This window comes from Bradyrhizobium niftali, from assembly GCF_004571025.1.
Lineage (GTDB): Bacteria > Pseudomonadota > Alphaproteobacteria > Rhizobiales > Xanthobacteraceae > Bradyrhizobium > Bradyrhizobium niftali.
Map to the genome: position 1 here is coordinate 140,094 of NZ_SPQT01000017.1, position 23,610 is coordinate 163,703.

The following is a 23,610-nucleotide window of genomic DNA, read 5'->3' on the forward strand; positions in this document are numbered from 1 at the left end:
AGCCGGTTCTGTCCAGCCGGCGTGTAATCATGACCCGACTGCATTTCGCCTCCGCGCTCCTGCCCTCGGGCTGGGCCAATGACGTGCAGGTGGTGATCGCCGCCGGCGCGATCGCGGCGGTGACACAGGGCGTGGCACCGGCCGTCGGTGACGAGCGCCACCAAATCGCACTTCCGGGGCTGGCGAGCCTGCACAGCCACGCCTTCCAGCGCGGCATGGCGGGACTTGGGGAACAGCGCGGCGATTCGACCGACACGTTCTGGACCTGGCGCGAGACGATGTATCACTTTGCGCTGGCGATGACGCCGGACGATGTCGCGGCCGTCGCAACGCTGCTTTATGTCGAAATGCTGGAGCAGGGATTTACCCGCGTCGGCGAATTCCATTATTTGCATCACGATCGCGACGGCTCGCCCTACGCCGACCTCGCCGAAATGGCTACGCGCATTGCACAGGCTGCCGAAGCGTCGGGTATTGCGCTGACGCTGCTGCCGAGTTTTTATGCGCATGGCTCTTTTGGGGGCGCGGCACCACATGCCGGCCAACGCCGCTTCATCTGCTCGGTCGATCGGTTCGCGGCGCTGATGGCTGCGTCGCGTAGAGCGATCGCAGCATTGCCAGGAGCCAATATCGGCATCGCGCCGCACAGTTTGCGCGCGGTGGCGCCGGACGAGCTCGCGGCGATCATTCCGCTCGCCGACGGCGGCCCTGTGCACATTCACGCCGCAGAGCAGGTCAAGGAAGTCGAGGATTGCCTGGCATGGTCGAGCCGGCGCCCGGTGCAATGGCTGCTGGAGCACGCACCGGTCGATCAACGCTGGTGCCTCATCCACGCGACCCACACGACGAACGAGGAGGTCATCGCGCTCGCCAAGACAGGCGCCGTTGCCGGCCTCTGCCCCATCACCGAAGCGAGCCTCGGCGACGGCATTTTTCCAGCCCGCGAATTCCTCGATGCCGGCGGCCGGTTCGGCGTCGGCACCGATTCCAATGTGCTGGTCGGTGTCGCCGACGAGCTGCGCCAGCTCGAATACGGCCAGCGGCTGAAGCATCGCCAGCGCAACGTGCTCTCCGGCGGCGCGCGCGCCTCGACCGGACGCACGCTGTTCGATCAAGCCCTCGCCGGCGGCTCGCAGGCACTTGCGCAGCCGACCGCCGGTCTGACCCCGGGCGCGCGCGCCGACATCGTCACGCTCGACTCCGCGGATCCGTCGCTCGCAGGGCGTCAGGGCGATGCGGCCATCGATGGCTGGATCTTTGCGGCAGGCAGCGGCGCGATCGATTGCGTCTGGGCCGGCGGCGACAAGGTCGTCGAGGGCGGACGGCACCGGCTGCGTCAGGCCGCGCGCGAGCGCTTCAACGCATCGGTGCGGAGGCTCCTCGCATGAGCCTCGCCACGGACGGCGCCGACCAGCCGACGCTCTACAAGCGCATCCGCGCCGACATCGAGAAGCGCATTTTGACCGGCGAGTGGCCGCCGGGTCATCGCATTCCGTTCGAGCACGAACTGGTGGCACGCTACGGCTGCTCGCGCATGACCGTAAACAAGGCGCTGTCGGAACTCGCGCAGGCCGACCTGATCGAGCGGCGGCGGCGCGCCGGCTCCTTCGTGCGCCGGCCGCAGCATCAGTCGGCGGTGCTCAAGATTGCCGATATCCGCGCCGAGATCACCGCACTCGGCCGCGCTTACGGCTACGAGCTGATCCATCGCAAGCTGCGCATGGCGACCGCCGCCGACCGCGACCGTCTCGGCGTGAAGAAGGCCGGCAAGGTGGTCGCGATCGCCTGCCGCCACAGCGCCGACAACGTGCCGTTTGCCGTCGAGGACAGGCTGATCGATCTCTCGTCCGTGCCGAATGCCGCGACCGCGGACTTCTCGCGCGAACCGCCTGGCTCGTGGCTGCTTCACCATGTCCCATGGACAGAGGCCGAGCATACGATCAGCGCCATCGTTGCGGACGATCGCGCGGCGCAGGCGCTCGACATCGCCGTCGGCGCGCCCTGCCTCGTGATCGACCGCTACACGTGGCGCAGCACACGCACGATCACCGCGGTGCGGCTGCTCTATCCCGGTGACTCTCACCGCCTTGTCGCCCGATTCAAGGGAGGCTGAGAGACCAATGTCGGCACAATTCGTGCAACGCTTCGGGCAACGGTCTGCATGGACCGACACGAACAGATCAACAGGACGTCAATCCATCGATCGGCAAGAGGACGACAATCATGCGTAGTTCAAAGGTATTTGCGACAATCATTGCCCTTGCGGCCTCCACCCCGGTGCTCGCCGACGACGTCAAGGTCGGCGTCGGCATCTCCGGATGGACCGGCTTCGCGCCGCTGACGCTGGCCAAGGAAGCCGGCATCTTCAAGAAGAACGGCCTCGACGTCACGATCAAGAAGATCCCGCAGAAGGACCGCCACCTTGCGATTGCCTCCGGCGACATCCAGTGCGCGGCGACCACGGTCGAGACCTGGATCTCCTGGAACGCCAACGGCGTCGCCACCAAGCAGATCTTCCAGCTCGACAAGAGCTATGGCGCCGACGGCATGGCCGTGCGCAACGACATCGCCGCGATCAAGGATCTGAAGGGCAAGACGGTTGCGGCCTCCGCGCCCGGCACCTCGCCGTATTTCGCGCTGGCCTGGATGCTCAAGAAGAACGGCCTCACCTCGAAGGACGTGACCGTGGTGAATCTCGAGCCCGCCGCGGCGGCGCAGGCCTTCGTCTCCGGCCAGAACGACGCCGCGATGACCTACGAGCCGTATCTGTCGACCGTGCGCGCCGCACCCGACAAGGGCAAGATCATCGCCACCACGCTGGACTATCCGATCGTGATGGACACGTTTGGCTGCACGCCGAAATTCCTGAGCGAGAATCCGAAGGCCGCGCAGGCGCTCGCCAACAGCTATTTCGAGGCGCTCGACATGATCGCCAAGGACCAGGCCAAGGCCTATGAGATCATGGGCGCGGACGTGAAGCAGACCGGCGAGCAGTTCGGCAACTCGGCGAAGTACCTGCGCTGGCAGGACAAGGCCGCGAACCAGAAGTTCTTCGCCGGTGACTTCCTGACCTTCAACAAGGACGCGGCCGAGCTCCTGCTCGAGATCGGCATCATCAAGGCCGCGCCGAAGGTCGAGGACCTCTACGACGCCAGCTTCATCAAGTAACTTCTGCAAGCTGCCGGTTCCGCCACGAGGCGGAGCCGGCGCCTGATCGACTATTCGGATAGACAGTTTGATGCGTCCCCTGGATCCCGTGACATCGAGGCAACGCGTGGCCTATGGCCTCGCGTTCTTCGTGCTGTTCGTTGCCCTCTGGTCGTGGGCGACCTTCGGCGGCCATGTGTCGAAGACCTTTCTCGCCAACCCGTTGACGATGGTGCAGGAAGGTTTCGACCTGCTGACGAAGCAAGGCTTCGTGTTCGACATCGGCATGACGATCTGGCGCGTCGTCGGCGGCTTCGCGCTCGCCGCGATCATTGCAGTGCCGTTCGGCGTGCTGATGGGCGCCTACAAGCCGGTCGAGGCCTTTCTCGAACCGTTCGTCTCCTTTGCGCGCTACCTGCCCGCCTCCGCCTTCATCCCGCTGCTGATCTTGTGGGCCGGCATCGGCGAGCTGCAAAAGCTGCTCGTCATCTTCATCGGCTCGGTGTTTCAGGTGATCCTGATGGTCGCGGTGACCGTCGGCGCGACGCGCCGCGACCTGGTCGAAGCGGCCTATACGCTCGGGGCCAGCGACCGCGGCATCATCCGCCGTGTGCTGCTGCCCTCCTCCGCGCCCGAGATCGCCGAGATCCTGCGGCTGGTGCTGGGCTGGGCCTGGACCTATGTCATCGTCGCCGAGCTGATCGGCTCGTCCTCCGGCATCGGCCACATGATCACCGACAGCCAGGCGCTGCTCAACACCGGCCAGATCATCTTCGGCATCATCGTGATCGGGCTGATCGGCCTCGTCTCCGACTTCCTGTTCAAGGCGTTCAATGCCTGGCTGTTTCCGTGGAAGCTCGCATGACGACGCTGAAGATCGAACAGGTCTCACGGACCTTCCCCGCGCGCCACGGCAATGCGCCAACGAGAGCGCTCGAGCCGACCGACCTCACCATCGGCAACAACGACTTCGTCACCATCCTCGGCCCCTCCGGCTGCGGCAAGTCCACGCTGCTTCGCATCGTCGCCGGCCTCGACCGGCCGACCGGCGGGCGCGTCACGCTCGACGGGCGCGAGGTGACCGGCCCGGGCGCGGATCGCGGCATGGTGTTCCAGTCCTACACGCTGTTTCCCTGGCTCACCGTGCGCGAGAACATCGCCTTCGGCCTGCGCGAGCGCGGCGTATCGCAGGACGAGCGGCACAAGATCGCCGACGCCTTCATCCGCCAGGTCGGATTGTCCGGCTTCGAGAACCACTGGCCCAAGCAGCTCTCCGGCGGCATGCAGCAGCGCACGGCAATCGCCCGCGCGCTGGCCAATGATCCGAAGATTCTGCTGCTCGACGAGCCCTTCGGCGCGCTCGACAACCAGACCCGCGCCTTGATGCAGGAAATGCTGCTTGGGATCTGGGAGCGCGATCAGAAGACTGTGCTGTTCGTGACGCACGACATCGAGGAGGCGATCTTCCTCGGCAGCCGCGTCGTCGTCATGAGCGCGCGCCCCGGCCGCATCAAGGCCGAGATTGCCATAGACCTGCCGCATCCGCGCTCCTACAAGATCAAGACCACGCCGGAATTCGTCCAGCTCAAGGAACGGCTGGTCGAGGAAATCCGTACCGAGGCGTTGAAGGTTGCCGAACATGCCTGACAATCGTCCCTCCTTCGACGGCGCGCGCGTCCTCGCCGACCTCAATGCGCTCCGTGCCATCGGCGCCTACAAGACCGGCGTGCACAAGCCGACCTTCTCCGAGCCGCACAAGCTTTCACTGGACTGGCTGGCGCAGAAGCTGCCCGATGCGGGTCTCTCCGCCGCTGTTGACGGCATCGGCAATGTGTTCGGGACAAGCACCAAGCCCGGCGCGAAGCTTCTGGCGGGCTCGCACCTCGAAAGCCAGAACTACGCCGGCTGGCTCGATGGTCCGCTCGGTGTCGTCTACGCGCTCGAGGCCGCGCGGGTGCTCAATGCCGATCCTTCCGTGAAGGGCGCGGTCGAAGTCGCCGCCTGGTGCGACGAGGAAGGACACTTCGGGCATTTCCTCGGCTCGCGCTCCTATGTCGGGCAAGTGACCGAGGCCGATATCGATGCTGCGCGCGACCGCACCAGCGGCCGCACCATGCGCGATGCGCTCGCCGACATGGGGCTCGCCGGACGCCCACGCATCGCCGCCGAACCGGGACGGCACGTCGGATATCTGGAGGCGCATATCGAGCAGGGTGATACGCTCGAAAGCGGGCGGCTCGCGGTCGGCGTCGTGACCTCGATCGTCGGCATCTGGCAGTACCAGATCAATTTCGTCGGCGAGCAGAACCACGCCGGCACCACCCGCATGGCTGCACGCAAGGATGCCGGCCTCGCGCTGGCCAAATTCTGCGTCGCGATCGACGAGCGCTTCCCGGCCGCGTGCGGTCCGCGCACGGTCTGGACCACGGGCCGCATCACACTCGACCCGGGCGCGCCGAGCATCATTCCGGGTGGCGCCGAAATGCTGTTCCAGATCCGCGACGACAACCCGGCGGTCATCGCGCGGCTGGAGGGATTGCTGAAGGCCATGGCGGACGAGGTCAACGCGAGCGGTCGCTGTACCGTGAGCGTGGAGAAACTGCGGACCGGTGCACCCGCCATGATGAACTCCGGTTTTCAGGACGCGATCGAAGCTGCGAGCAAGGCCGTCGCCGGCGGACGGTCGATCCGCATGCCCAGCGGCGCCGGCCACGACGCGCAGTTGCTCGCGACCATCATGCCCGCGGGGATGCTGTTCGTGCCGTCGATCGGCGGCATCAGCCATCACTGGACCGAGAACACCGCGGACGCCGACATCGTCACGGGCGCGCAGGTGTTCGTCGACGCCTGCCGGCGAATCCTCGGGGGTTAGGCGTCTGATGCCGGCATCATGACCGCAAGTGAACCCTATACCGAGGCTACGACGGGCTATTGGCAGGATCTGACGCCGGAGATCCCTGCACGTTTCCCGGCGACGCCCCCCTATCGCTTCGGGTATCCCGCCACCCTGCCCTGCGGCCGCGCCCTCGTCTTGCCGCTGCGCGAGTTGCCCGATGGCGATCGCGCCGTCGCCTCACTCATTGCCAATCAAGCTTCAAACCTCGTTGTGGCGGCGCTGGCGGACCATATGGCGACGCAGGCGCGCACATTCGATGCCGAAATCGTTGTCGGGCTCCCGACCCTTGGTCTTGCCTTCGCATCGGAGGTCGCCGAACGGCTCGGACAGCCGCGCTATGTCCCGCTCGGCTATTCGCGCAAATTCTGGTACGACGACGCGCTGTCCGAGCCCGTGAGTTCAATCACCAGCCCCGACGCCGGCAAAAAGCTGCGGCTCGATCCGAACCTGCTGCCCCTGATCGAGGGCCGCCGCGTGGTGCTGATCGACGATGCGATTTCGACCGGCGCGACTGCGCTCGCGGCGGTGCGCCTGTTGCAGAAGGTCGGCGTCGAAATTGCCGGCATGGTCGTCGCGATGAAGCAAACCAATCGCTGGCAGGCCTCGACCACGGCGCTTCCGGTGCGCGCAGTCTTCGGCTGCCCGCTCTTCCAACGTGGCGAGGGCGGCTGGATACCGCTGGCGGCGACGCAACCCGACATTCCCTGATTGGTCTGGCGATTGCGAGCATCGGCACGCGGGCCGGCGCGAGGCATGTGTCTTGAGCAGGATCGGGCAAAACCTGACCGCTTTGGGAAAGATCGCGGGTCCGCATTGCGGTTAGAATCCGGCTCGCAGATGCGAGAGATCCACCATGGCCGAAAGCCCGAACGATGCCGCAACGCCCGCTTCCATCGTCGACGCTCTGAAGGCCGTCGCCGGCAACCCGCCAAAGGTGCGCGCCAGTTTCGCCAAGGGCTGGTGCGTTCGCGGTACCTACACCCCGTCGGACCGGGCGGGAGAAGTCACGCGATCGCAGAGCTTCACAGGACCATCGCGGGTGCTGGCGCGCTTCTCGGTCGGCGGCGGCAATCCCAGCGTAGCCGACACCAACAATCTGGTGCTGCGCGGCTTCAGCTTCAAGCTTGGCGATGGCGATCACCGCTCGGATATTCTCGCGGAAAGCGCGCCTGTGCACTTTGCTCGAACGCTCGACCAGATGCTGGCCTTCCTCGAGGCGCGCATCCCGGGACCTGATGGCAAGCCGGACATGGCGAAGGTCAAGGCTTTCTCGGCGGCCAATCCCGAAACGCTCAACCAGGCCAACTACGTCGCCGCGCGTCCGCTGCCCGGAAGCTTTGCCGGCACGACCTATTGGGGCGTGCATTCCTTTCCGGCGACCAATGCGGAGAATGAGACGCGCTTCATCAAGTTCAAGGTCGTCCCGGCCCGCGGCGAGATCACGCTGACCGAGGACGAAGCCAGGACGAAGCCGGCCGACTTCCTGCACGACGATCTCGGCACGCGGATCGCTGCGGGCAATGTCCGCTTCAACGTGATGGCGCTGCTCGACCGCCCCGGCGACCCCACCATGGACGTGACCATGCGCTGGCCGGACGAGGATCATCGCGAAGAGGTGCGCCTGGGCACGATCGTGATCACGGGCCTCGAGCCGGACCAGGCCTGCGACGCCTCCATCTTCAATCCGGCCAATCTCGCCGATGGCATCGGTCATCCGCCGGACGAGATCTTTGCGGCGCGGCGGGCCGCCTACGCGATCTCACTCGCGAAACGCCGCTGAGGACGGAAGGCGCCCGGCTTCACGTCTCGCCGTTCGACGCGCCGAGCGACTCGCGGCGCCACGCTGCCGGGCTGACGCCGACGATCGAGGAGAACACGCGCGTGAAGTGACTCTGGTTGGCAAACCCGGCCGAGATCGCGATCTCCGACAGCGGCAGGTCGCGGACGCTCATCAACTGCTTGGCGGCCTTCACGCGTTGCTGAAGCAGCCATTGGTGCGGCGGCACACCGACCGAGATTCGAAACGCGCGGGAGAAATGGCTGACCGAAAGGTCGAGCTCGGCCGCGATCCTCTGCAACGAGAGCTTGCCGCCGAGGTCCGACTCGAGCCTCTCGCAGGCGCGTTTCGCCTGCCATGGCGCGAGACCGCCGCGCGCGAGCCCGGACGTGCGCTGGAGCCCGCCATAGGTCTGGGCGACATGGGCGGTCAGCCCGAGCATCATGTGATCGATGAAGAGCTGATTGGCCTCGTCCGGCCGGCGCAGGCCCTCCCGCAGCGAGGCGCCGATGTGGCGGACGATTCGGTCGTCATGGCCAACACCGATCTGGCAGTCGAGCTCGTCAACCCGCGGCGCGTTGCACTGTTCGGCGACGCTGTCGAGCGCCGAACGTGGAATGTAGAAGAACAGGGAGTGGAACGGCTTGTCGATCACGTAGCGCGGATCGCGCTTGAGGTCGTACAAATAGGTCGTCCCCGCATGGACGTCCGCGGTCATGATGCATTTGCCGCGCTCCCAGAGCTCGCAATCCGGGTAGTCGTGGAGCTTCAGGCTGACGAGAAAGGCGTCTTCGGCGGCGAGCGATCCGGACAGGCCAGGCTCGGGGTGGTCATTCCGGGTTTCGGTGATCGCAAGCTCGGCGCTGCGCAGCGAGCGGGTGACCAGCGAGGGCGGCGCATCCTTCAAGCGCAGGAACTGCCCGAGCCTCTGTCCGTAGGCGCCTGCCTGTGTCATCGGGCCATTCCTTCTGTGGAAGAGCGCAGGCCACAGCGCCCCACAATTACCGGAAATGCATTATCCGACATCCGCCAATGGCTGTCCACACGCGCGCGAGACAAACAGCAGTCGCTTCGGCACGTTCACCATCAGCGAAACACGACGATTTCGCGGCAACTTCAACCTGGTTTCATATTTCGCCCATCCGGAAAGCCGATCACGCATTTTCACAAATGCACGACAAAATGCCGCGACGTCCCGTGCAGGTATCGCAGCGCTAGAACGAGGTGCCGCCGCCGCCCTTCGTCAGCGGCACGGCATAGTCGAAGCGCAGCGGCCCGAACGGCGAGGCCCAGATCAGGCCGACGCCGACCGACGAGCGCACCACGTTGCCGTCGTCATGATCATGCCGCATGCGGCAATGCTCCGCCGAAGCAAGGCCGCGATCGCTCGCGAGCGGAGACGACGCCCGCGTGCGCACATCTGCCGCATGCGACATGCGAGCGCCTCGAGTTTTCCAAACGCATCTTGAACCATTCCAATCTCGCTCACCGCACGTTCAAGCAATTCTATTCTGCGCGTGTGGAATTCCGATCGCTTCACCAATAGAAGTCCGCATCGTTCGACGCGCGCCAGCATGCAACTGCGCGCGTTCGCGCGATGTCAGTTCGGCGAAATTGGGGATCATCATCGGTGGGCGTTGCTTTGTGGGAAAGGAAACATCGTTGGTTTGGCACCGCAGCTGCGATCAACATGACGATGCTTGGTTCGGTCGCATTCGTATCTGTTGAACTCTCGCCTTCCCAGGCGCAGGCCCAGAGCAGCAATTTGCCACCGGTCACCGTCGAAGCGCCGGACGCACCGAAGACGCGCAGCACCGCCGCGTCCAATCGGCGCCCACGATCTTCGCCTGCGGCCTCGACGAGCCGGCGCGCCAACGCGGCGGCCGATCCGAACCGGACTCCGCAGGCGGCCGGAGGCGCGAATGGTGCGACGACCGGCTATGTCGCGACCAGCAGCGCTGCCGGCACCAAGACCAACACGCCGCTGATCGAGACGCCGCAGTCTCTCTCGGTCGTGACCAGGAAGGAGCTCGAGGATCGCAACGTCCAGACGCTCAAGGACGCCGTCAACTACACGCCCGGCGTCACGACCTCGGCATTCGGATACGATCCGCGCTTCGACAGCTTCTACATTCGCGGCTTTGACGTGACCTATACGGGCATCTATAGGGATGGCCTGCGTCAGGGCGGCGGCAATTTCGCCATTCCCAAGATCGAGCCCTATGGGCTCGAGAGCGTGTCGATTCTCCGGGGGCCGGCCTCCGGCCTTTACGGCCTCGGCTCTCCGGGCGGCATCGTCGATGTCACGACGAAGCGGCCGCCGATGACAGCGTTCGGCGAAGTCCAGTTGCAGACCGGCAATTACGATCGCTACCAGGGCAGCTTCGACGTCGGCGGACCGGTCCCCGGCAGCGACCAATTGTACTACCGGCTGACGGGCTTGCTGCGCGACGCCAAGACCTGGTTTCCCGGCAATGACGACGACCGCGCCTACATTGCACCTGCCCTGACCTGGAAGCCGAACCTCGATACGTCGTTCACGATCCTCGGCGAATATCAGACCAGCCGCACCGCTGCGAGCATCGGAAACGCTCGTACAGCCGATGGCAAGCTGACCAACATCTACTCGAACGACCCGGCGTTCAGCGCCATGGACCAGCAACAGTTCCGTATCGGTTATGCGTTCGAGCACAACGTCAACGACACATGGACCGTACGGCAGAATTTCCGGTTCTATCAGGTCAACACGGACGCGAAATACGTCCAGATTGACAAGATCGACGACGCGACCCACACCGCGACGCGTTCGGCCTGGCGAATCCAGGACAATTTCAGGACCGCGACTCTCGACAATCAGGCCGAAGCCAAGTTCACGCTCGGCTCTGTCAAGAATACCGTCCTGTTCGGCACCGACTACAGTCATTCCTACTACGACGACAGGATCGGATGGGGAGCGGCGCCAGATCTCGACCTTCTGACCATGAACTACGGCGCGCAGGCGATCGCCTCGCCGGCTTTCTCGATCTTCACCAAACAGTCGATCGACGAGATGGGGGTCTATGTGCAGGAGCAGGCCAGGCTCGGAAGATTCATTCTGACGCTCAATGGCCGCCAGAGCTGGGTCTCGCAGAGCACGACGACGACTCTCGACGGAACTCCGGTCACCCAGAAGCCTTCGGCCTTCACCGGTCGCGCCGGCCTGAGCTATCTGTTCGACAGCGGCGTTGCGCCCTATGTCAGCTACGCCACGTCGTTCAGCCCACAAACCGGCGTCGATGTGACGGGGGCCACGTTCAAGCCGACCACGGGCGAGCAGACGGAAGCGGGCATCAAATATCAGATGCCTCATGTCCCGCTGCTGCTGACCGGCGCGGTCTTCAACATCAAGCAGGACAACGTTCTGCGCACCGATCCAAACGCCATTGCGTTCCTGGCAGCAACCGGACAGATCGAGTCCAAGGGGGTGGAGCTCGAGGCCAAGCTGGCGCTCAAGCCGGGCTTCGATCTCACCGCGGCCTATACCCACCTCAGCGTCGTGATCACGCGCGGCAATACCGATACGACGGGCAACGAGTATTCCGGCATCCCGAGAGACTCGTTCGCGGCCTTCGGTAAATACACGTTCCAGTCCGGCACGCCGGTGGAAGGACTGGGACTGGGCCTCGGCGGGCGCTACATCGGCGCCAATTTCGGCGACGACCAGAATACGTTCGAGAATGCGGCCGTGACGCTGTTCGACGCCGTCATCGACTATGATGTCGGCAAGCTCGACCGGAGATTCCAGGGGGCCTACATGCGCTTGAACGCCACGAATCTGTTCGACAAGAAGTATGACACTTGCCAGTCCGGTTATTGCTACGCTGGCGCGCGGCGTCAGGTGATCGGGACGCTGAGCTATCGGTGGTAACGGGATTCGCGCGGCATCGTCATTGCGAGCCAACGGGTCCGCGCGAAGCGCGGCCCGATGACAGGCTCCGCGAAGCAATCCAGAAATGCGCCCGCGGAGACAGTCTGGATTGCTTCGTCGCAAGAGCTCCTCGCAATGACGGAGTATGAGGCAAGAGCATCGTTCTCCAAGTACCGCTGTCATTCCCCGCCTTGTGCGCACTGGCGCACTGCGGCGGGGAATCCAGTACGCCGCAGCTTCTCGATTCAATCACCACCGTCTCAGAGTACTGGATCGCCCGGTCAAGCAGGGCGATGACACCGAGTGTGGGGCGAAACTGTCTCCACACCGTCATTGCGAGCACAGCGAAGCAATCCAGAATCTTTGCGCGGTGGCAGTCTGGATTGCTTCGCGGAGCCTGTCATCGGGCCGCGCTTCGCGCGGACCCGTTGGCTCGCAATGACGGAGTATGAGGCATCGACTTCGTCCTCCAAATACAACTGTCATTCCCCGCCTTGTGCGCACTTGCGCACTGGGGCGGGGAATCCAGTACGCCGCGGCCTCTCGGCTGAGCCACTACTGTCTCGGAGTACTGGATCGCCCGGTCAAGCCGGGCGATGACAGCGAGCAGTTGGATGCAGACACGCCTTCGCAGCCTCGCGGCGGATTTCGCCCGAGCTTTGCTTCGTCTCTCCACCCTCTAAGCCAAGAGGGCGCAGGGAAGGCCGGGTGCCAGCTGGCACCCGCGGTCCGCTGCGCGAAAAGCACACGCAGGAAGAACCGCACAGCAGCATACAGGTGTAGCCAATCACTCGGCCTTCCCTGCGCAGTGGTTGGACGGCTTATGCCGTGCTCTCCCGGGAGCCGAGTTCGTTCTGGCCTCCCTCGCCTTCGCAGAATTCACCGGCATCGCGCCGGTTGACGCGACTGCCGCCTCCGCAAGAGCTTGACCGTAGCAACGACGGCCAGGACCACACGTCTATATTTTGGCATTCGGTGAAACACGCCGAAACTAAGAAATCACTTTAAAACAAGCGCTTTTCGAATAGCCTGATGCGGGCTGTTTCAGCGGGCTTCACCAAAATAAGGGCCCGGCCCTAAGCCTTTCAGCGTCCGCACGACAAACTGAAAGCCCCAAAGCCGAGCCCTTTGGTCTCAAGCCTTAGGAGCCGAAACCACATGGATACTAGCATTGTCCCCTCCCTAGCCGGCAAGCGGGGCCGCAATAGCAGCGTCATTCTGACCGACCGCACGTGCGAAAAGCGGGTCGCCAAACGGACCAAGTTCTACGACCGCAAATGCCCTGGTCTCTACGTCAGCATCACGACGGCGGGGGTTGCGACCTTCTCCTTCAAGTTCACCGACCGGCAGACCGGCAAGCAGCGCACCGGCTGGCTTGGCATCTACAATCCGGAGACCTTCACGGTCGAGGACGCCCGCAGCAAGGTCTACGGCCTCAAGGGCATGGGCGGCAATTCCCTCGCTGAGACGTTCCGCGACCAGAAGGCAGCAAAGGCCAAGCGCGGCAAGACCGTCGCCGAGATCATCGACGAGCGCATCGCGTGGATGAAAACGCTGGTCAAAAAGCCGGATGGCGAGATGCGGCCCCGACTGGAAAGCTGGGAGAACACGGCAAGCCACCTCAACCGCTTCATCCGCCCCCGTCTCGGTAAGAAGTTGGCCATGGAGGTCACCAAGCACGACATCGCGACACTGTCGAACGACATCGTCGAGGGCAGTTTCGGCGTTCCGTCGCTCAGTAATGCGCGGCACATGCGAAAAGCCGCCTCCGGACTTTTCAACTGGGCGGCAGAAGCGGGCCGCGACTATGTGACGGCCAGTCCCTGCGTCAACCTGCCGAAGCTAGACCCCGAGCATCCCCGCACCCGAGTCCTCTCCGAGGATGAGATCAGGATGTTCTGGCATGGCCTCGACCGCAACGACCTGCCTTGGGATCGCAAGACCCGCCTCGCGCTCAAGTTCGAGCTGGTCACCATGCTGCGCTCACGTGAATTGCTTGGCGCCCACCCGGATGAACTGTTCGACCTGGATGGCGATAATCCCCGCTTTGACGTACCGCTCAAACGCGTCAAGAAGCGGCGCGTGATTCAGCAGCCGTTGTCGGATCTCGCCGTGGAGATCATCAGGGAAGCGCTAGCCTCCGTGGACCAGCAGTTCATCTTCGAGAGCCCCGTGTACAAGGGCCAGCCGATCCATCGGAAAGCGATGGCCGCCGCGCTGCGAGGCACCAAGCACGAGACAAACAAAGACAAGACCAAGACACCAGGGCTCTGTGAGCTATTGGGGCTTAAGCCGTTCACGCCACACGACCTCCGCCGGACGGCAGCGACCTTGGCCGGCGACCTCGGCTTCGACGACGCGTGGATTGCGAAGTGCCTCGACCACGTCGCCAGCAAAAAATCGGAACAGATCGTGCCGACCGTTACCGGCAAGGTCTACAGCCACTCGAAGCGGATGAAGGAGAAACGCGCGGTGTTGGACGGCGTCGCGGCCGAGCTGAGGCGAATCGTCGGCGTGCCTCTCGCTAAGGCCCTGGAGCAGAAGGAGCCACGGGTCGCTGCCTGATTGCGTTCCCGCCTCTGGAGCGCCCAACACCGCCCGTGCGCACCCCGCGGGCATTCAGTTCCATCCAACTACTTAACATGTATTGGGAATTTCCTCTCATCTTTGGCAGCAGGTGTTGTATGGCGGCTACAGCAATTTCAAGGCGAGCGACTTACTCTTTGCGGGCAAGCGGGCGAACACGCCGATAATTGAACTCGTTAGTCTGGGGAGATACTCGCATGAAAAAGCTTTTTGCGGCTGCGGCCGGAACTTTGGCTCTGGCACTGGCGGCTCCCGCAAGCGCGGCGGATCTAGCTGCGCGTCCCTACACCAAGGCTCCGGCCCCGATGGTCGCCGCCATCTACGACTGGAGCGGCTTCTACATCGGCATCAACGGTGGCTGGGGTACGAGCCGAAATTGCTGGGACTTCGTGGATACGACTGGCGTTGTGACGGGCGTCGTCGGCACGCTGGTCGACGACGGCTGTCATGACTCATCGGGCGGCACGGTTGGTGGTCAGGTCGGCTACCGCTGGCAGTCAGCCAATTGGGTGTTTGGCGTGGAAGGCCAGGGTAACTGGGCCGACTTCAGCGGAAACAACATCAGCCCGACTGCCCTGGGTCAGCAGAACCGTACGCGGATCGATGCCTTCGGCCTGATTACCGGCCAGATCGGCTATGCCTGGAATAACGTTTTGTTCTACGTGAAGGGTGGCGCCGCCGTGGTCGACGACAAATACGACCTCATCGTCGCGCCAGGATTCGTGGGTGCAGGCACTGTCTTCGGTTCGGCCCGCGACACCCGCTGGGGTGGAACGGTCGGCGCGGGTGTCGAATTTGGCTTCGCCCCGAACTGGTCGGTGGGCGTCGAGTACAATCACATCTTCCTTGGCGATCGTAACGTCGACTTCAACTTCGCCGGCGCGTTCGTTCAGACCGAACGCGTCCGCCAGGACGTCGATATGGCTCTCGTCCGCGTGAACTACCGTTGGGGCGGCCCCGCGATCGCCAGGTACTGAGTAACTCATCGCATTAACAAGGGCCGGCTCTTTGAGCCGGCCTTCTGCTTTTTGGGAAACCCCGCGTGACAAAGACTCACAAGCCGGTCATCCCTTCGCAGCTCGCCGATGAGCTAAACCAAGCATTCGCATCGGCTGAAGCTCACACAATTTGCAGGGCGATCGGGCAGGCACTCAGAGATTTCAACGTCTCAGAAATCTCCAAAAAAACCGGAGTGCAGCGTACGAGCATCTATCGTGCTTTCGGCAACGAACAGCTTCCTAATTTTTCTACCGTCCTCGGGGTGCTCACGGCCATGGGCTTGCAGTTAAAGGTTACCCCCATGCGAGGCGGCCATGAACGAACTCCTGCTCCGCCGGATCAGAACTAGCGCCGGACAATCGGCTCCGCTGGGGAGCGTCTCCGCACCAAACGCCCAAAAAATCCGTCGATTATTCAGCCTGTTATCGAGCCAGCAAAAGGCTGATATACACTCTGCTCCACACTTGGCCGAAGCGTTTGTAAAGGAATTTAGTCTCATCGAACAAGTTGCGAACGCGAATGTATCGGTTACCGGACACCGTATTCTCTCGGGAGCGCGCCGCCTCAATTTGCGCGGAACCCGTTCCGAGCATTTGCAGTTGAATCGCTGGTTCATCTTCATGGAGAAAGGCCATGGGATCGCGCCGGAGATCTAAGCAATCTTCCCCTCTCGGGGAGCGACTTGCCGAAGAAGCGAAAAGCCTACGTGAACTAGCCAAGACACTGCCGCCGGGGGCCCAGCGAGAAGCTTTATTACGAAAAGCGCGACAAGACGAAGTCGGCGCGCACATAACTGAGTGGCTTACGTCGCCCGGTTTGCAGCCGCCGAAGTAAGGCCGGCCCAGTTGGGGCTCGCTTTCTTGTCCACCCATCTGGTCGGCGCTGCGCCGCCCTTATGTTGGCGGAAAGAACAATTTGAGGTCGGCGTCGTTCTGGCCTTATGAAACGGTACTATTTTGACCTCAGAGAGGGTGACGAGATTTTCCCGGATGAGGAAGGTCTGGAACTCTCAAGCTTAGCGAAGGTGCAAGAAGAGGCGGCTCGCTCGCTGGCCGATATGGCCCGAGATTCTGTGCGCAGCCTAGGGGGCGGTAGCCATCAGCTGTCGATTGAGGTCCGGGACGACAGCGGTCCGGTACTCCACCTCAAATTCACATTCGAAGTCGAACGTCGAAGGCATTAAGGTCGCCCTCGGCCAGTACCTATTCCGGCCAGTACCCAAAACGCTTGGCATGACTGCTCCCATCTCGATCAAACGCCACGAAGCCGTCCCGGACACCGGCAGCTATGAGGTCCACTTCGCGGACGGTCGGCCGAGCGTCTATTTCTACTGGGACGACCTGACCGGGCGGCGCTGCGGCCGGATCTGCTGACGCGCAGCGAGGCCGAGGCGAAGGCCAAGGAGCTGGCACGCATCGAACGTGACAAGCTCGCCTGCGCCAGTGCATGAAGCACGCTGAGAATCGCCCCTTCGCAGATGCGCAAGTCGCCGCGCGCAAGCTCCTCGAGCTCGCCGCCGGCGTCGAGCCTATAAACGGGCGCATCCACATCGAGAAGATCAACGCGCCGTTCCTGTCGAAGAACGGCTGCAAGGGCACCGGCGCGGAATTCGGCGCCGGCATTCGCTACGCGGTCGAGAAAGGCTGGCTCGAACTGCATGAGAGCGGCACCTTCGTGACGCTGCTTCGCATAATTCGCATAAATTGAACTGGCCCGCCGGGCTGGCTTGCCCCTTCCGGCCCAGCCTGGAGAGGCAGGCGGCCCTACCGCGCGATCAGCGAGGCGGGGTCGCTGCGCGTCATTTACTCGCGGATGAGCCCTTCGCAGGGCGCTGCTTCAACCCATACCGGCCACGATGGTCGGCGGGTATCGGTCCGTGATTTGTCGGAACTAGGAACGAGCTCGTCGCGGCCGAGTTATGGCGACAAACTCACTATGAGGGAGGAAGCCATGGCCCGTGCAACAGCCCATCCAGATCATCACTGCATCTCAAGCGAAGACATTCAAGGAACCGAAGTTTATGGGGCAGGTGGAAAGAATATCGGAGAGATTGATCACCTCATTATCGACAAGGTGTCAGGTCGTGTGGCCTATGCCGTCATGAGCTTTGGCGGATTTGTTGGGTTAGGCCACAGCCATTACCCCATACCTTGGGGCGCTCTGACATATGATTCGTCGCTTGGTGGTTTCCGAACAAATATCACCGAGCAACAGTTGAGGGATGCGCCTGAGTTCAGTGATGACTCGTGGCAGGATCGAGACTGGGAAACGCGGACCCACCAGTACTACGGGACACCTAGTTACTGGGAGTCGCGAGGTGGCTCAGTACGCTAGGCAGCGCATGAGCCAGCCCATTAAAAGGCCCGCAGTGTTGAAAACACTGTGGGTCTTTTTGTGGCCAGCTGGATGTCCGCTTCGTCCGATACCGACCGCGTTTGGTGCAATTGCAGCAAATGTCGCGATGGGTCATGAGCGTCGGTTTGGCGCAGGGTTGCAAACTTCCGGTCTACCCCTCTGAACCGACATATATCGGCACCGCTTCAACGGTAGCGAAGGGCCACAAGCGGACTCCTGCAATTGCAGCATTAAGGACTCTTACTCTATTACCTCGTCCGCGCTGTCGAGCAATTCCTGAGGCACCATCACACCCAGCGCCTTGGCGGTTTTTAGGTTGATGAGGAGCTCAAATCTGGTGGGTTGCTCCACGGGCAATTCAGCGGGCTTTTTACCCTTTAAGATGCGATCCACGTAAACCGCCGCACGGCGAGCCATCGCACGCTGGTCAACTCCATAGGAGATAAGACCTCCAGCCTCAAGAAGCTCCCTTACGTAGCCGCAGCTCGGCAGATTACGCGCAAGTGCCAGGTTCGCGATCACTTTCCTGGCCTGAAAGATCAAGCTTTCGCCGTTAGCGACTACGCCTTGCATGCCAACCTTTACCATCGCATCAAATACGGGCTCGAAGTCGCTGAGCGAGCGCACCTCGAAACTTTGGGTATCAACGCCGAGCTTGATCCCGGCCTCCGTCGCCTCTTGAACATACAGGCTCGATATTTTGACATTTGGGTTGATGAGTAATCCAACGCGCGTAACCGTCGGGACAATCTCTTTGAGATACTGCAACCGCTTCGCACTTAGCTGGACGGAAAAATTCGACAATCCCGTAACATTCCCACCGGGTCGTGCAATGCTTTCGACTAGACCGGCTCCGATAGGGTCAAAACCGAACATGAATACTATTGGAATTGTTTTTGTCGCCTTCTTCAAGTGCGACGCAGCTGCCCCAGCGCCAACCAATACATCACACTTTAAAGATACAAGCTCGGCCGCCATCGTGCCGAAAACCTCGGGTACTTCATTAGGAAAGCGATGTTCTAGCGTTATGTTCTGTCCGTCGACGTAGCCGAGTTTCCTGAAACCCTCGACCAGTGACTGATAGTACGGAGTCTCTTGTTCTATGTTTGCGGCATGCCAGAGAACGCCAATTTTTGGGATGCGACCCGGCGCTTGTGCGTGCAGCGCGAGCGGCCACGTCGCGGCCGCGCTACCGAGCAATGTGATGAACTCACGCCGTCGCATGTGCCCCTCCGAGAGCGGGCCTTGCGCAATCCCGAAACTATAGCAGCTTCGAACCGTCGAGCGAGCGGCCAAATGTCGCGAAACCGGTGTCGGAAACTGATCAGGCTCCATGTCCGAGTCGGGTCAACAGCGCCGGTTTCGGCGGTAGCCAGTCAGGTCCGGTCTACCCGCAACTTCGGAAATGGCCGGCGACCGCGCGGAAGAAAGCCGCGACGGTCTATCCGCTGATCAGCTGACTAGATTCCTTAGATTCCTGGATGCCGACTCGCAGCTGACTGGCTGTTACCTTGCCTGCAACGGAAGCGAGCTCGTAGCTCACTCTCTGCCCTTCAATCAACGTCGGAATGCCGGCTTCCTCGACAGCGGACATATGAACGAATACATCCTTGCCTCCGCCGTCGGGCCTTATGAATCCGTAACCCTTAAACTTATTGAACCAGACTACGAAACCGTTAGCCAAGGTTCCTCCGGCATCCGCATGATCTAGGACATGTAGAGTTCGATTTCTAATCGCAACCGTGGGGTGATTGCAAGCCGGTCGCAATCTGGATTCGCCGTGAGGTCGGTTGTTGGTCATCGGCTGCCTTGGCCCAGCTTGCATACCCTGTTCGGGTCACCATCGGAAAGCAGACCTCACGGCGCCAAAAGCTGAGGTCAGCCACGGGCCAATTCCGGACCTGCGTGTGTCACGACCAAGAACGCGAAGCGAACAGAGGCCCCGACATTCACCAGGTGACGCGGAAGCCACCAGTGCCTCTGTAGCTGTGGTTTTCGCTGGGGTCTTCGAGGCTCGCGCGATAGGTGATTTCGCCGAACACGGCATAGCGACCGTTTGCCCAGCTATAGCTGCCGCCGCCGCCGATGCTGCCCCACAGCCGGTCGTTGGCGCTGCCGAAACCGGTGCCGGCCACATCAATTCGGCTGCCGTCCAGAAACTCGTAGTGAAGATTGCCGATCGCATAGAGGTCCGAGCGAACGATTCCCGAACCGTCGTTCCACGTCCTCTGGTGATCGACTGACAATCCGACGCGGCCGAGCAGGCTGTCGGCCCTGCTCAAGGAGACGAGCGCGCCAAACCGATCGGTAAAGGCATCGAAGTCGACCTTCGAATAGGACAGTTGCGCCTGCGGCGTCAGCCAGAAGCCGTTGCCGACTGCGATGCGCCTGCCGCCTTCCGCGCTGAAGGTGTAGCCGAAACCTTCATTGCCGTGGGTCATGCTGCCGGCCAGGGCCGACGACAAGTCGCTGTGATAGAACATGGTCTGCGCCTGACCGTCGACATAGAAGCCGTCATATCCGTACCAGGTGGCAGTCGCTCCGACGCCCGTTCCCTCGGCACGTATGCGCCCGTTGCCGAAGAACGAGCTGACATCGGCGTTGGTCAGGCCATATTGCGCGGTCAGGCCGACGATCAATCGGCCACGGCCGTTGTCGAGCGCAATGCCGTCGAGGCCGGTCTGTGCCTTTACCTCGTCAGCCTTATAGGTGGAGCTTGTGGTGTTCGTGGGCTGCAACGCAAGTTGACCGCCCTCGATGCGGCCCCAGAACGCCGATTGCGTCCACGAACCATCCGAAGCCTGCGTGTTGGATACGCCGGCACGCGCCATCGCTTCGCTGCCGCCCCAATAGCGGCTGCCGACGCGCTGGCGCAGGCTCGGCGCCTGGTTCATCCCGAGCAAGACTTGTCCATAGTTCTCGTAGAGGGGAACACCGGGCTGGTAGAGCGGTCCGGCAGGTGGCGATGTCGGCGGATTAATGAGACTTGAACGCAGATACCAGTCGCCATCCGCCGGCGTGCTGACCCCGTTCTTCTGCAGCGTATAGGCGTAGGCACCGCCGACGACGGCCTGCTGCCCTTGCAGCACGTAATTGCCCTGCAAGACGAAGCTCCCATTTGAGGCACCGGCGATGTCGATCACCTTGATGCCTTCGACTGTCTGCGCGCCAGCGCCGCCAACATTGGTGATCCGCAGGGTGGAGAAACCGGACGTGTTTCCCTGCACCACCAGGCGATCCGTGACCGAACTGTCGCCGCCGAGCGCGGCGTTGAGGAGCAGCGTGCCGCCGTTTCCGACATAGTTTCCGGTCACCGTCAGCGTGGTCCCCGGCGCGCTGCCGAACCGCAAGGTGCCGGCGTTATCAAGCGAGGCCACCGTCTGATTGAAGCCGTTCAGGTCTAATGTCGTGCCAGCGTTTGCGACGGTGGCGGAAGCGGCACTGAAAGCGCCCGCAGCGCCGGCTCGTAGCGTGCCCCCGCTCAACGTGGTCGCGCCGGTGTAGGTGTTGCCCCCCGCCAGCGTCTGCGTGCCGCTCGCGAGCGTCAGTCCGCCGCTGCCGTTGATGGCTCCGGCGAACGTATCGTTCGCATTGGTGACGATCAGGTCTTTGGCGCCCAGGTTGACGGTGCCGGTGCCGGCCAGACTCTGAATATGCGAGCCGGCACCTATTATCGCCGAAATATCGAATGTTGCGTTCGCGACCACGCGGCTCGAGTTGGCGAGGGCATCAGTGGCAGAGCCGGCCGGGCCCGCCAGCGCAAGCGTGCCCTGCTGGATCACCGTTTCGCCGGTATACGTACTGGCGGCGCCCAGCGTGAAGGTCCCCGCGCCGATCTTGGTCAATCCACCGACGCCGCTGAATCCAAGCGTTTTGACGTTGAACCCATTGGTATCGAACGTCAGTCCGCCGGCGGCAATATTGATCTGGTTGATGCTTCCACCAAAAAAAGCGGCGCTGTTGGCCAATGCCCGGACAGTGGCGTTATCAAAGTTCATCTGCCGCGCTCCGGCGCCCGCAACCAGACCGGTTGTCTCCAGGACGCCACCGCCGCTGATGTTGAGCGTGCCGAAACCTGCGGCAAGGTTTCCGAGCCTCATCCCGTTCTGGGCGACGACGGTCGCTCCATCCGCAATGTTGAGTGTGCCGTTGCCGGCATTGCCGATGAGGAACGTCGTACTGGATACGATCCACCGCGATCCGGCGCCGGTCACCGTCACGATGCCGGTGCTTCCCGTGCCCACGCCGACCTGAGACAGGGTGCCGCCGCTCGTCAGCGTGCTGCCGTTCTGAATTGTGAGGCTGCCGGACGTTGCAGATGACTGAGCGACACCGAAGCTGCCCACCGCAGCCGACGCAGCACCGCTGACCCCGAGGATGGTCGGATTGGGGGACACTGTATTGATGCCGGCCGAGGCACCGGCACTGGGCAGAATTCCGCCTGCCCAGTTGGCTGCCACGGTCCAGTCGGAACTCGTGCTGCCGTTCCAGCCCTGCGCTGCCACAGGTCGCGGCAGCAGCGCCGATAGCATGGCCACCGAGACGCTCATCAGCAGCAGACGGTGATGTCCAATGCGCTTAGGCGATCGCCGAGTCCCATGCGGACTCATTCTCTTCATCTGATCCGATTGGGGTCGAACCAGTGCAGCCCCGATGCATTCGCGCATCTTATCTCAGCCTCTCAACGAGCCGCGCTTGTAGTCACAGGCGGATCGCGACCTGTTATCGACCACAACGGTAAATGACGCAGGTAGGTTCGACAACGACGCTGCGCGTTATTCGAAGCAAAAACATGCATTGTATCTTTGATGCAACGTAAGCGCGACTGAGTTAATGAATTGGCAACCAGCGCTGCAGCGTGCTGCGGGCATTTGCCTAACTGTGCTGCATCGGGTCAAAAGCGGCGGTCCAGCGCTCGCATACACTCCGTGCGCCCATCTCCCAGTAGAGTTCGCGCAATAATCGGGACGGCGTGCACGCCCACCTCGTGAGCCCCACAGCCGCCGCACCGCTGAGCCTCGTGGCGGGCAGGCACCACCCGTAAATTTCCCAAGTGTCGGCAACTAGGCGCACCGGCTAAGTGGTCGGCAGGTCTTGAGCGCCGCACCATGAAAACACCGAAGCCAAAACAATGGGACGAGCAGGAAGTCCGACGATTGGTCAGGCTCGCCCGGGCACGCGCTGGCGTATCGAAGATAGCAGCCGAGCTGGGCCGTCACGCAGGATCAGTGAAGCGAATGGCGCGAACACTAGGGATACTGTTGAAGAAGTAGTCCCAAAGTGATCTTGAGCGCAGCGCGGCTGACCTACAGCCCAAAGCCCGGCCGCCGCGAGCTGGCCTGCAATTCGCGCGGAGCTAGAACTTAGATCGTCTGCAGCAATATGACCCCCACGACGGTCAAAAAGAAACCGATTGCCGTCACGGCGGCGAAGCACCGCTCTACGCTATCCATGAACGCCCCCCTGCCAAAAAAATTAGTCCAGCTTTTTCGTGATTTACCGCTATTCCAACCGCTGCCTCGCACGTACGCCGCGAGGAAAATTGAGACCTGCTCCTCCAGAACAAGACGATCTGCAAAGGGTCGCCGTGACCCTCAAGGGGACTCCGGCGCCAAGAGCGCTCATGCCGCCATACTGTGGGCCGATTGCGTAGTGTTCGCATCATCTCCGATTGCTGGGAGCGGGCAGGCAGATGTGCACGACTGAGCGCAGCGCATCGTTGGCTAAATGCTCCCAATACTCAGCTTCGGCGAGCAGTTTCCAACTTCTGTCGGGGTGATGCGCGGCAGTCTGACGGCACAGCGATGCCATCGCGCGCAGGCGACACACAGTATCCATCTACTCCTCCCATCATTTTTTTGTTTTTTGCACCCTATTTTCTATTTTTACGTCGGAGTCATTATGATTATGACACAGAACCAAATTTTACTTTCCGAAGCGCGA

At 62.4% G+C, this 23,610-nt stretch carries 21 protein-coding genes and 1 pseudogene; 17 read left to right on the forward strand and 5 right to left on the reverse strand.

Annotated elements, in window-relative coordinates; genetic code table 11:
- Positions 1-29: 29 nt before the first annotated feature.
- The 8 genes from E4K65_RS27135 to E4K65_RS27170 all read left to right on the forward strand — a co-directional run bounded on the left by E4K65_RS27135 (position 30) and on the right by E4K65_RS27170 (position 7,823).
- Positions 30-1,388: a formimidoylglutamate deiminase gene (locus tag E4K65_RS27135; protein ID WP_135176722.1), complete on the forward strand. Its 1,359-nt coding sequence runs from the start codon at positions 30-32 to the stop codon at positions 1,386-1,388.
- Entirely contained in the window at positions 1,385-2,113 is a 729-nt protein-coding gene (gene hutC / locus E4K65_RS27140) for a histidine utilization transcriptional repressor HutC (protein ID WP_027546434.1), read from the forward strand. Before E4K65_RS27135 ends, hutC begins: the two co-directional genes overlap by 4 nt.
- 110 nt (positions 2,114-2,223) lie before the next feature.
- Positions 2,224-3,168 (forward strand): ABC transporter substrate-binding protein, encoded by a 945-nt coding sequence (locus E4K65_RS27145; protein WP_135176723.1) that lies wholly within the window; start codon positions 2,224-2,226, stop codon positions 3,166-3,168.
- Between the two features lie 70 nt (positions 3,169-3,238).
- Positions 3,239-4,012, forward strand: a complete 774-nt coding sequence (locus E4K65_RS27150) for an ABC transporter permease (protein WP_027546432.1) — start codon at positions 3,239-3,241, stop codon at positions 4,010-4,012.
- Positions 4,009-4,794, forward strand: coding sequence for an ABC transporter ATP-binding protein (locus E4K65_RS27155; protein ID WP_027546431.1), 786 nt, complete (start codon positions 4,009-4,011; stop codon positions 4,792-4,794). Before E4K65_RS27150 ends, E4K65_RS27155 begins: the two co-directional genes overlap by 4 nt.
- Positions 4,787-6,019: a Zn-dependent hydrolase gene (locus E4K65_RS27160; RefSeq protein WP_135176724.1), complete on the forward strand. Its 1,233-nt coding sequence runs from the start codon at positions 4,787-4,789 to the stop codon at positions 6,017-6,019. Before E4K65_RS27155 ends, E4K65_RS27160 begins: the two co-directional genes overlap by 8 nt.
- A gap of 18 nt (positions 6,020-6,037) precedes the next feature.
- Positions 6,038-6,751 carry a phosphoribosyltransferase gene (locus E4K65_RS27165; RefSeq protein WP_135176725.1) on the forward strand — a complete coding sequence of 238 codons (714 nt, stop codon included), beginning with the start codon at positions 6,038-6,040 and terminating at the stop codon, positions 6,749-6,751.
- A 145-nt stretch (positions 6,752-6,896) separates the two neighbouring features.
- Entirely contained in the window at positions 6,897-7,823 is a 927-nt protein-coding gene (locus E4K65_RS27170; protein WP_135176726.1) for a catalase family peroxidase, read from the forward strand.
- A gap of 19 nt (positions 7,824-7,842) precedes the next feature.
- On the opposite strand, the gene E4K65_RS27175 is transcribed toward E4K65_RS27170, so the two are convergent.
- Complete coding sequence (locus E4K65_RS27175; protein ID WP_135176727.1) at positions 7,843-8,775, reverse strand: helix-turn-helix domain-containing protein; 933 nt, start codon at positions 8,773-8,775, stop codon at positions 7,843-7,845.
- Positions 8,776-9,034: 259 nt separating this feature from the next.
- Positions 9,035-9,232, reverse strand: a pseudogene (locus E4K65_RS27180) (BamA/TamA family outer membrane protein); the annotation flags it as partial.
- Positions 9,233-9,516: 284 nt separating this feature from the next.
- Between E4K65_RS27180 and E4K65_RS27185 the strand changes: the two are divergent.
- The 9 genes from E4K65_RS27185 to E4K65_RS27235 all read left to right on the forward strand — a co-directional run bounded on the left by E4K65_RS27185 (position 9,517) and on the right by E4K65_RS27235 (position 17,646).
- Complete coding sequence (locus E4K65_RS27185; protein WP_135176765.1) at positions 9,517-11,727, forward strand: TonB-dependent siderophore receptor; 2,211 nt, start codon at positions 9,517-9,519, stop codon at positions 11,725-11,727.
- A 1,158-nt stretch (positions 11,728-12,885) separates the two neighbouring features.
- A complete protein-coding gene (locus E4K65_RS27200; RefSeq protein WP_167771184.1) occupies positions 12,886-14,292 on the forward strand; it encodes a tyrosine-type recombinase/integrase in 1,407 nt (468 codons plus the stop codon).
- 218 nt (positions 14,293-14,510) lie between these two features.
- Positions 14,511-15,290, forward strand: a complete 780-nt coding sequence (locus E4K65_RS27205) for an outer membrane protein (RefSeq protein WP_135176731.1) — start codon at positions 14,511-14,513, stop codon at positions 15,288-15,290.
- A gap of 65 nt (positions 15,291-15,355) precedes the next feature.
- A complete protein-coding gene (locus tag E4K65_RS27210) occupies positions 15,356-15,661 on the forward strand; it encodes an addiction module antidote protein (RefSeq protein ID WP_167771185.1) in 306 nt (101 codons plus the stop codon).
- Positions 15,627-15,968 (forward strand): hypothetical protein, encoded by a 342-nt coding sequence (locus E4K65_RS27215; RefSeq protein WP_135176733.1) that lies wholly within the window; start codon positions 15,627-15,629, stop codon positions 15,966-15,968. The genes E4K65_RS27210 and E4K65_RS27215 overlap by 35 nt, the downstream gene beginning before the upstream one ends.
- A 284-nt stretch (positions 15,969-16,252) precedes the next feature.
- Complete coding sequence (locus E4K65_RS50045; protein WP_135176735.1) at positions 16,253-16,495, forward strand: DUF6894 family protein; 243 nt, start codon at positions 16,253-16,255, stop codon at positions 16,493-16,495.
- 49 nt (positions 16,496-16,544) lie between these two features.
- Positions 16,545-16,685, forward strand: a complete 141-nt coding sequence (locus E4K65_RS47545; RefSeq protein ID WP_167771186.1) for a hypothetical protein — start codon at positions 16,545-16,547, stop codon at positions 16,683-16,685.
- Positions 16,686-16,758: 73 nt separating this feature from the next.
- Positions 16,759-17,019, forward strand: a complete 261-nt coding sequence (locus tag E4K65_RS47550) for a hypothetical protein (RefSeq protein WP_167771187.1) — start codon at positions 16,759-16,761, stop codon at positions 17,017-17,019.
- 243 nt (positions 17,020-17,262) lie between these two features.
- Complete coding sequence (locus E4K65_RS27235; protein ID WP_135176736.1) at positions 17,263-17,646, forward strand: PRC-barrel domain-containing protein; 384 nt, start codon at positions 17,263-17,265, stop codon at positions 17,644-17,646.
- Positions 17,647-17,907: 261 nt separating this feature from the next.
- Here E4K65_RS27235 and E4K65_RS27240 read toward each other — a convergent pair whose 3' ends face one another.
- The 3 genes from E4K65_RS27240 to E4K65_RS27250 form a co-directional block, all read right to left on the reverse strand.
- Positions 17,908-18,891, reverse strand: a complete 984-nt coding sequence (locus tag E4K65_RS27240; RefSeq protein ID WP_167771188.1) for an ABC transporter substrate-binding protein — start codon at positions 18,889-18,891, stop codon at positions 17,908-17,910.
- A gap of 217 nt (positions 18,892-19,108) precedes the next feature.
- On the reverse strand, positions 19,109-19,351 hold the full coding sequence (locus E4K65_RS27245; protein ID WP_135176738.1) for a cold-shock protein: 243 nt from the start codon (positions 19,349-19,351) through the stop codon (positions 19,109-19,111).
- A 265-nt stretch (positions 19,352-19,616) separates the two neighbouring features.
- Positions 19,617-22,199, reverse strand: a complete 2,583-nt coding sequence (locus E4K65_RS27250; RefSeq protein ID WP_135176766.1) for an autotransporter family protein — start codon at positions 22,197-22,199, stop codon at positions 19,617-19,619.
- Positions 22,200-23,610 lie beyond the last annotated feature (1,411 nt).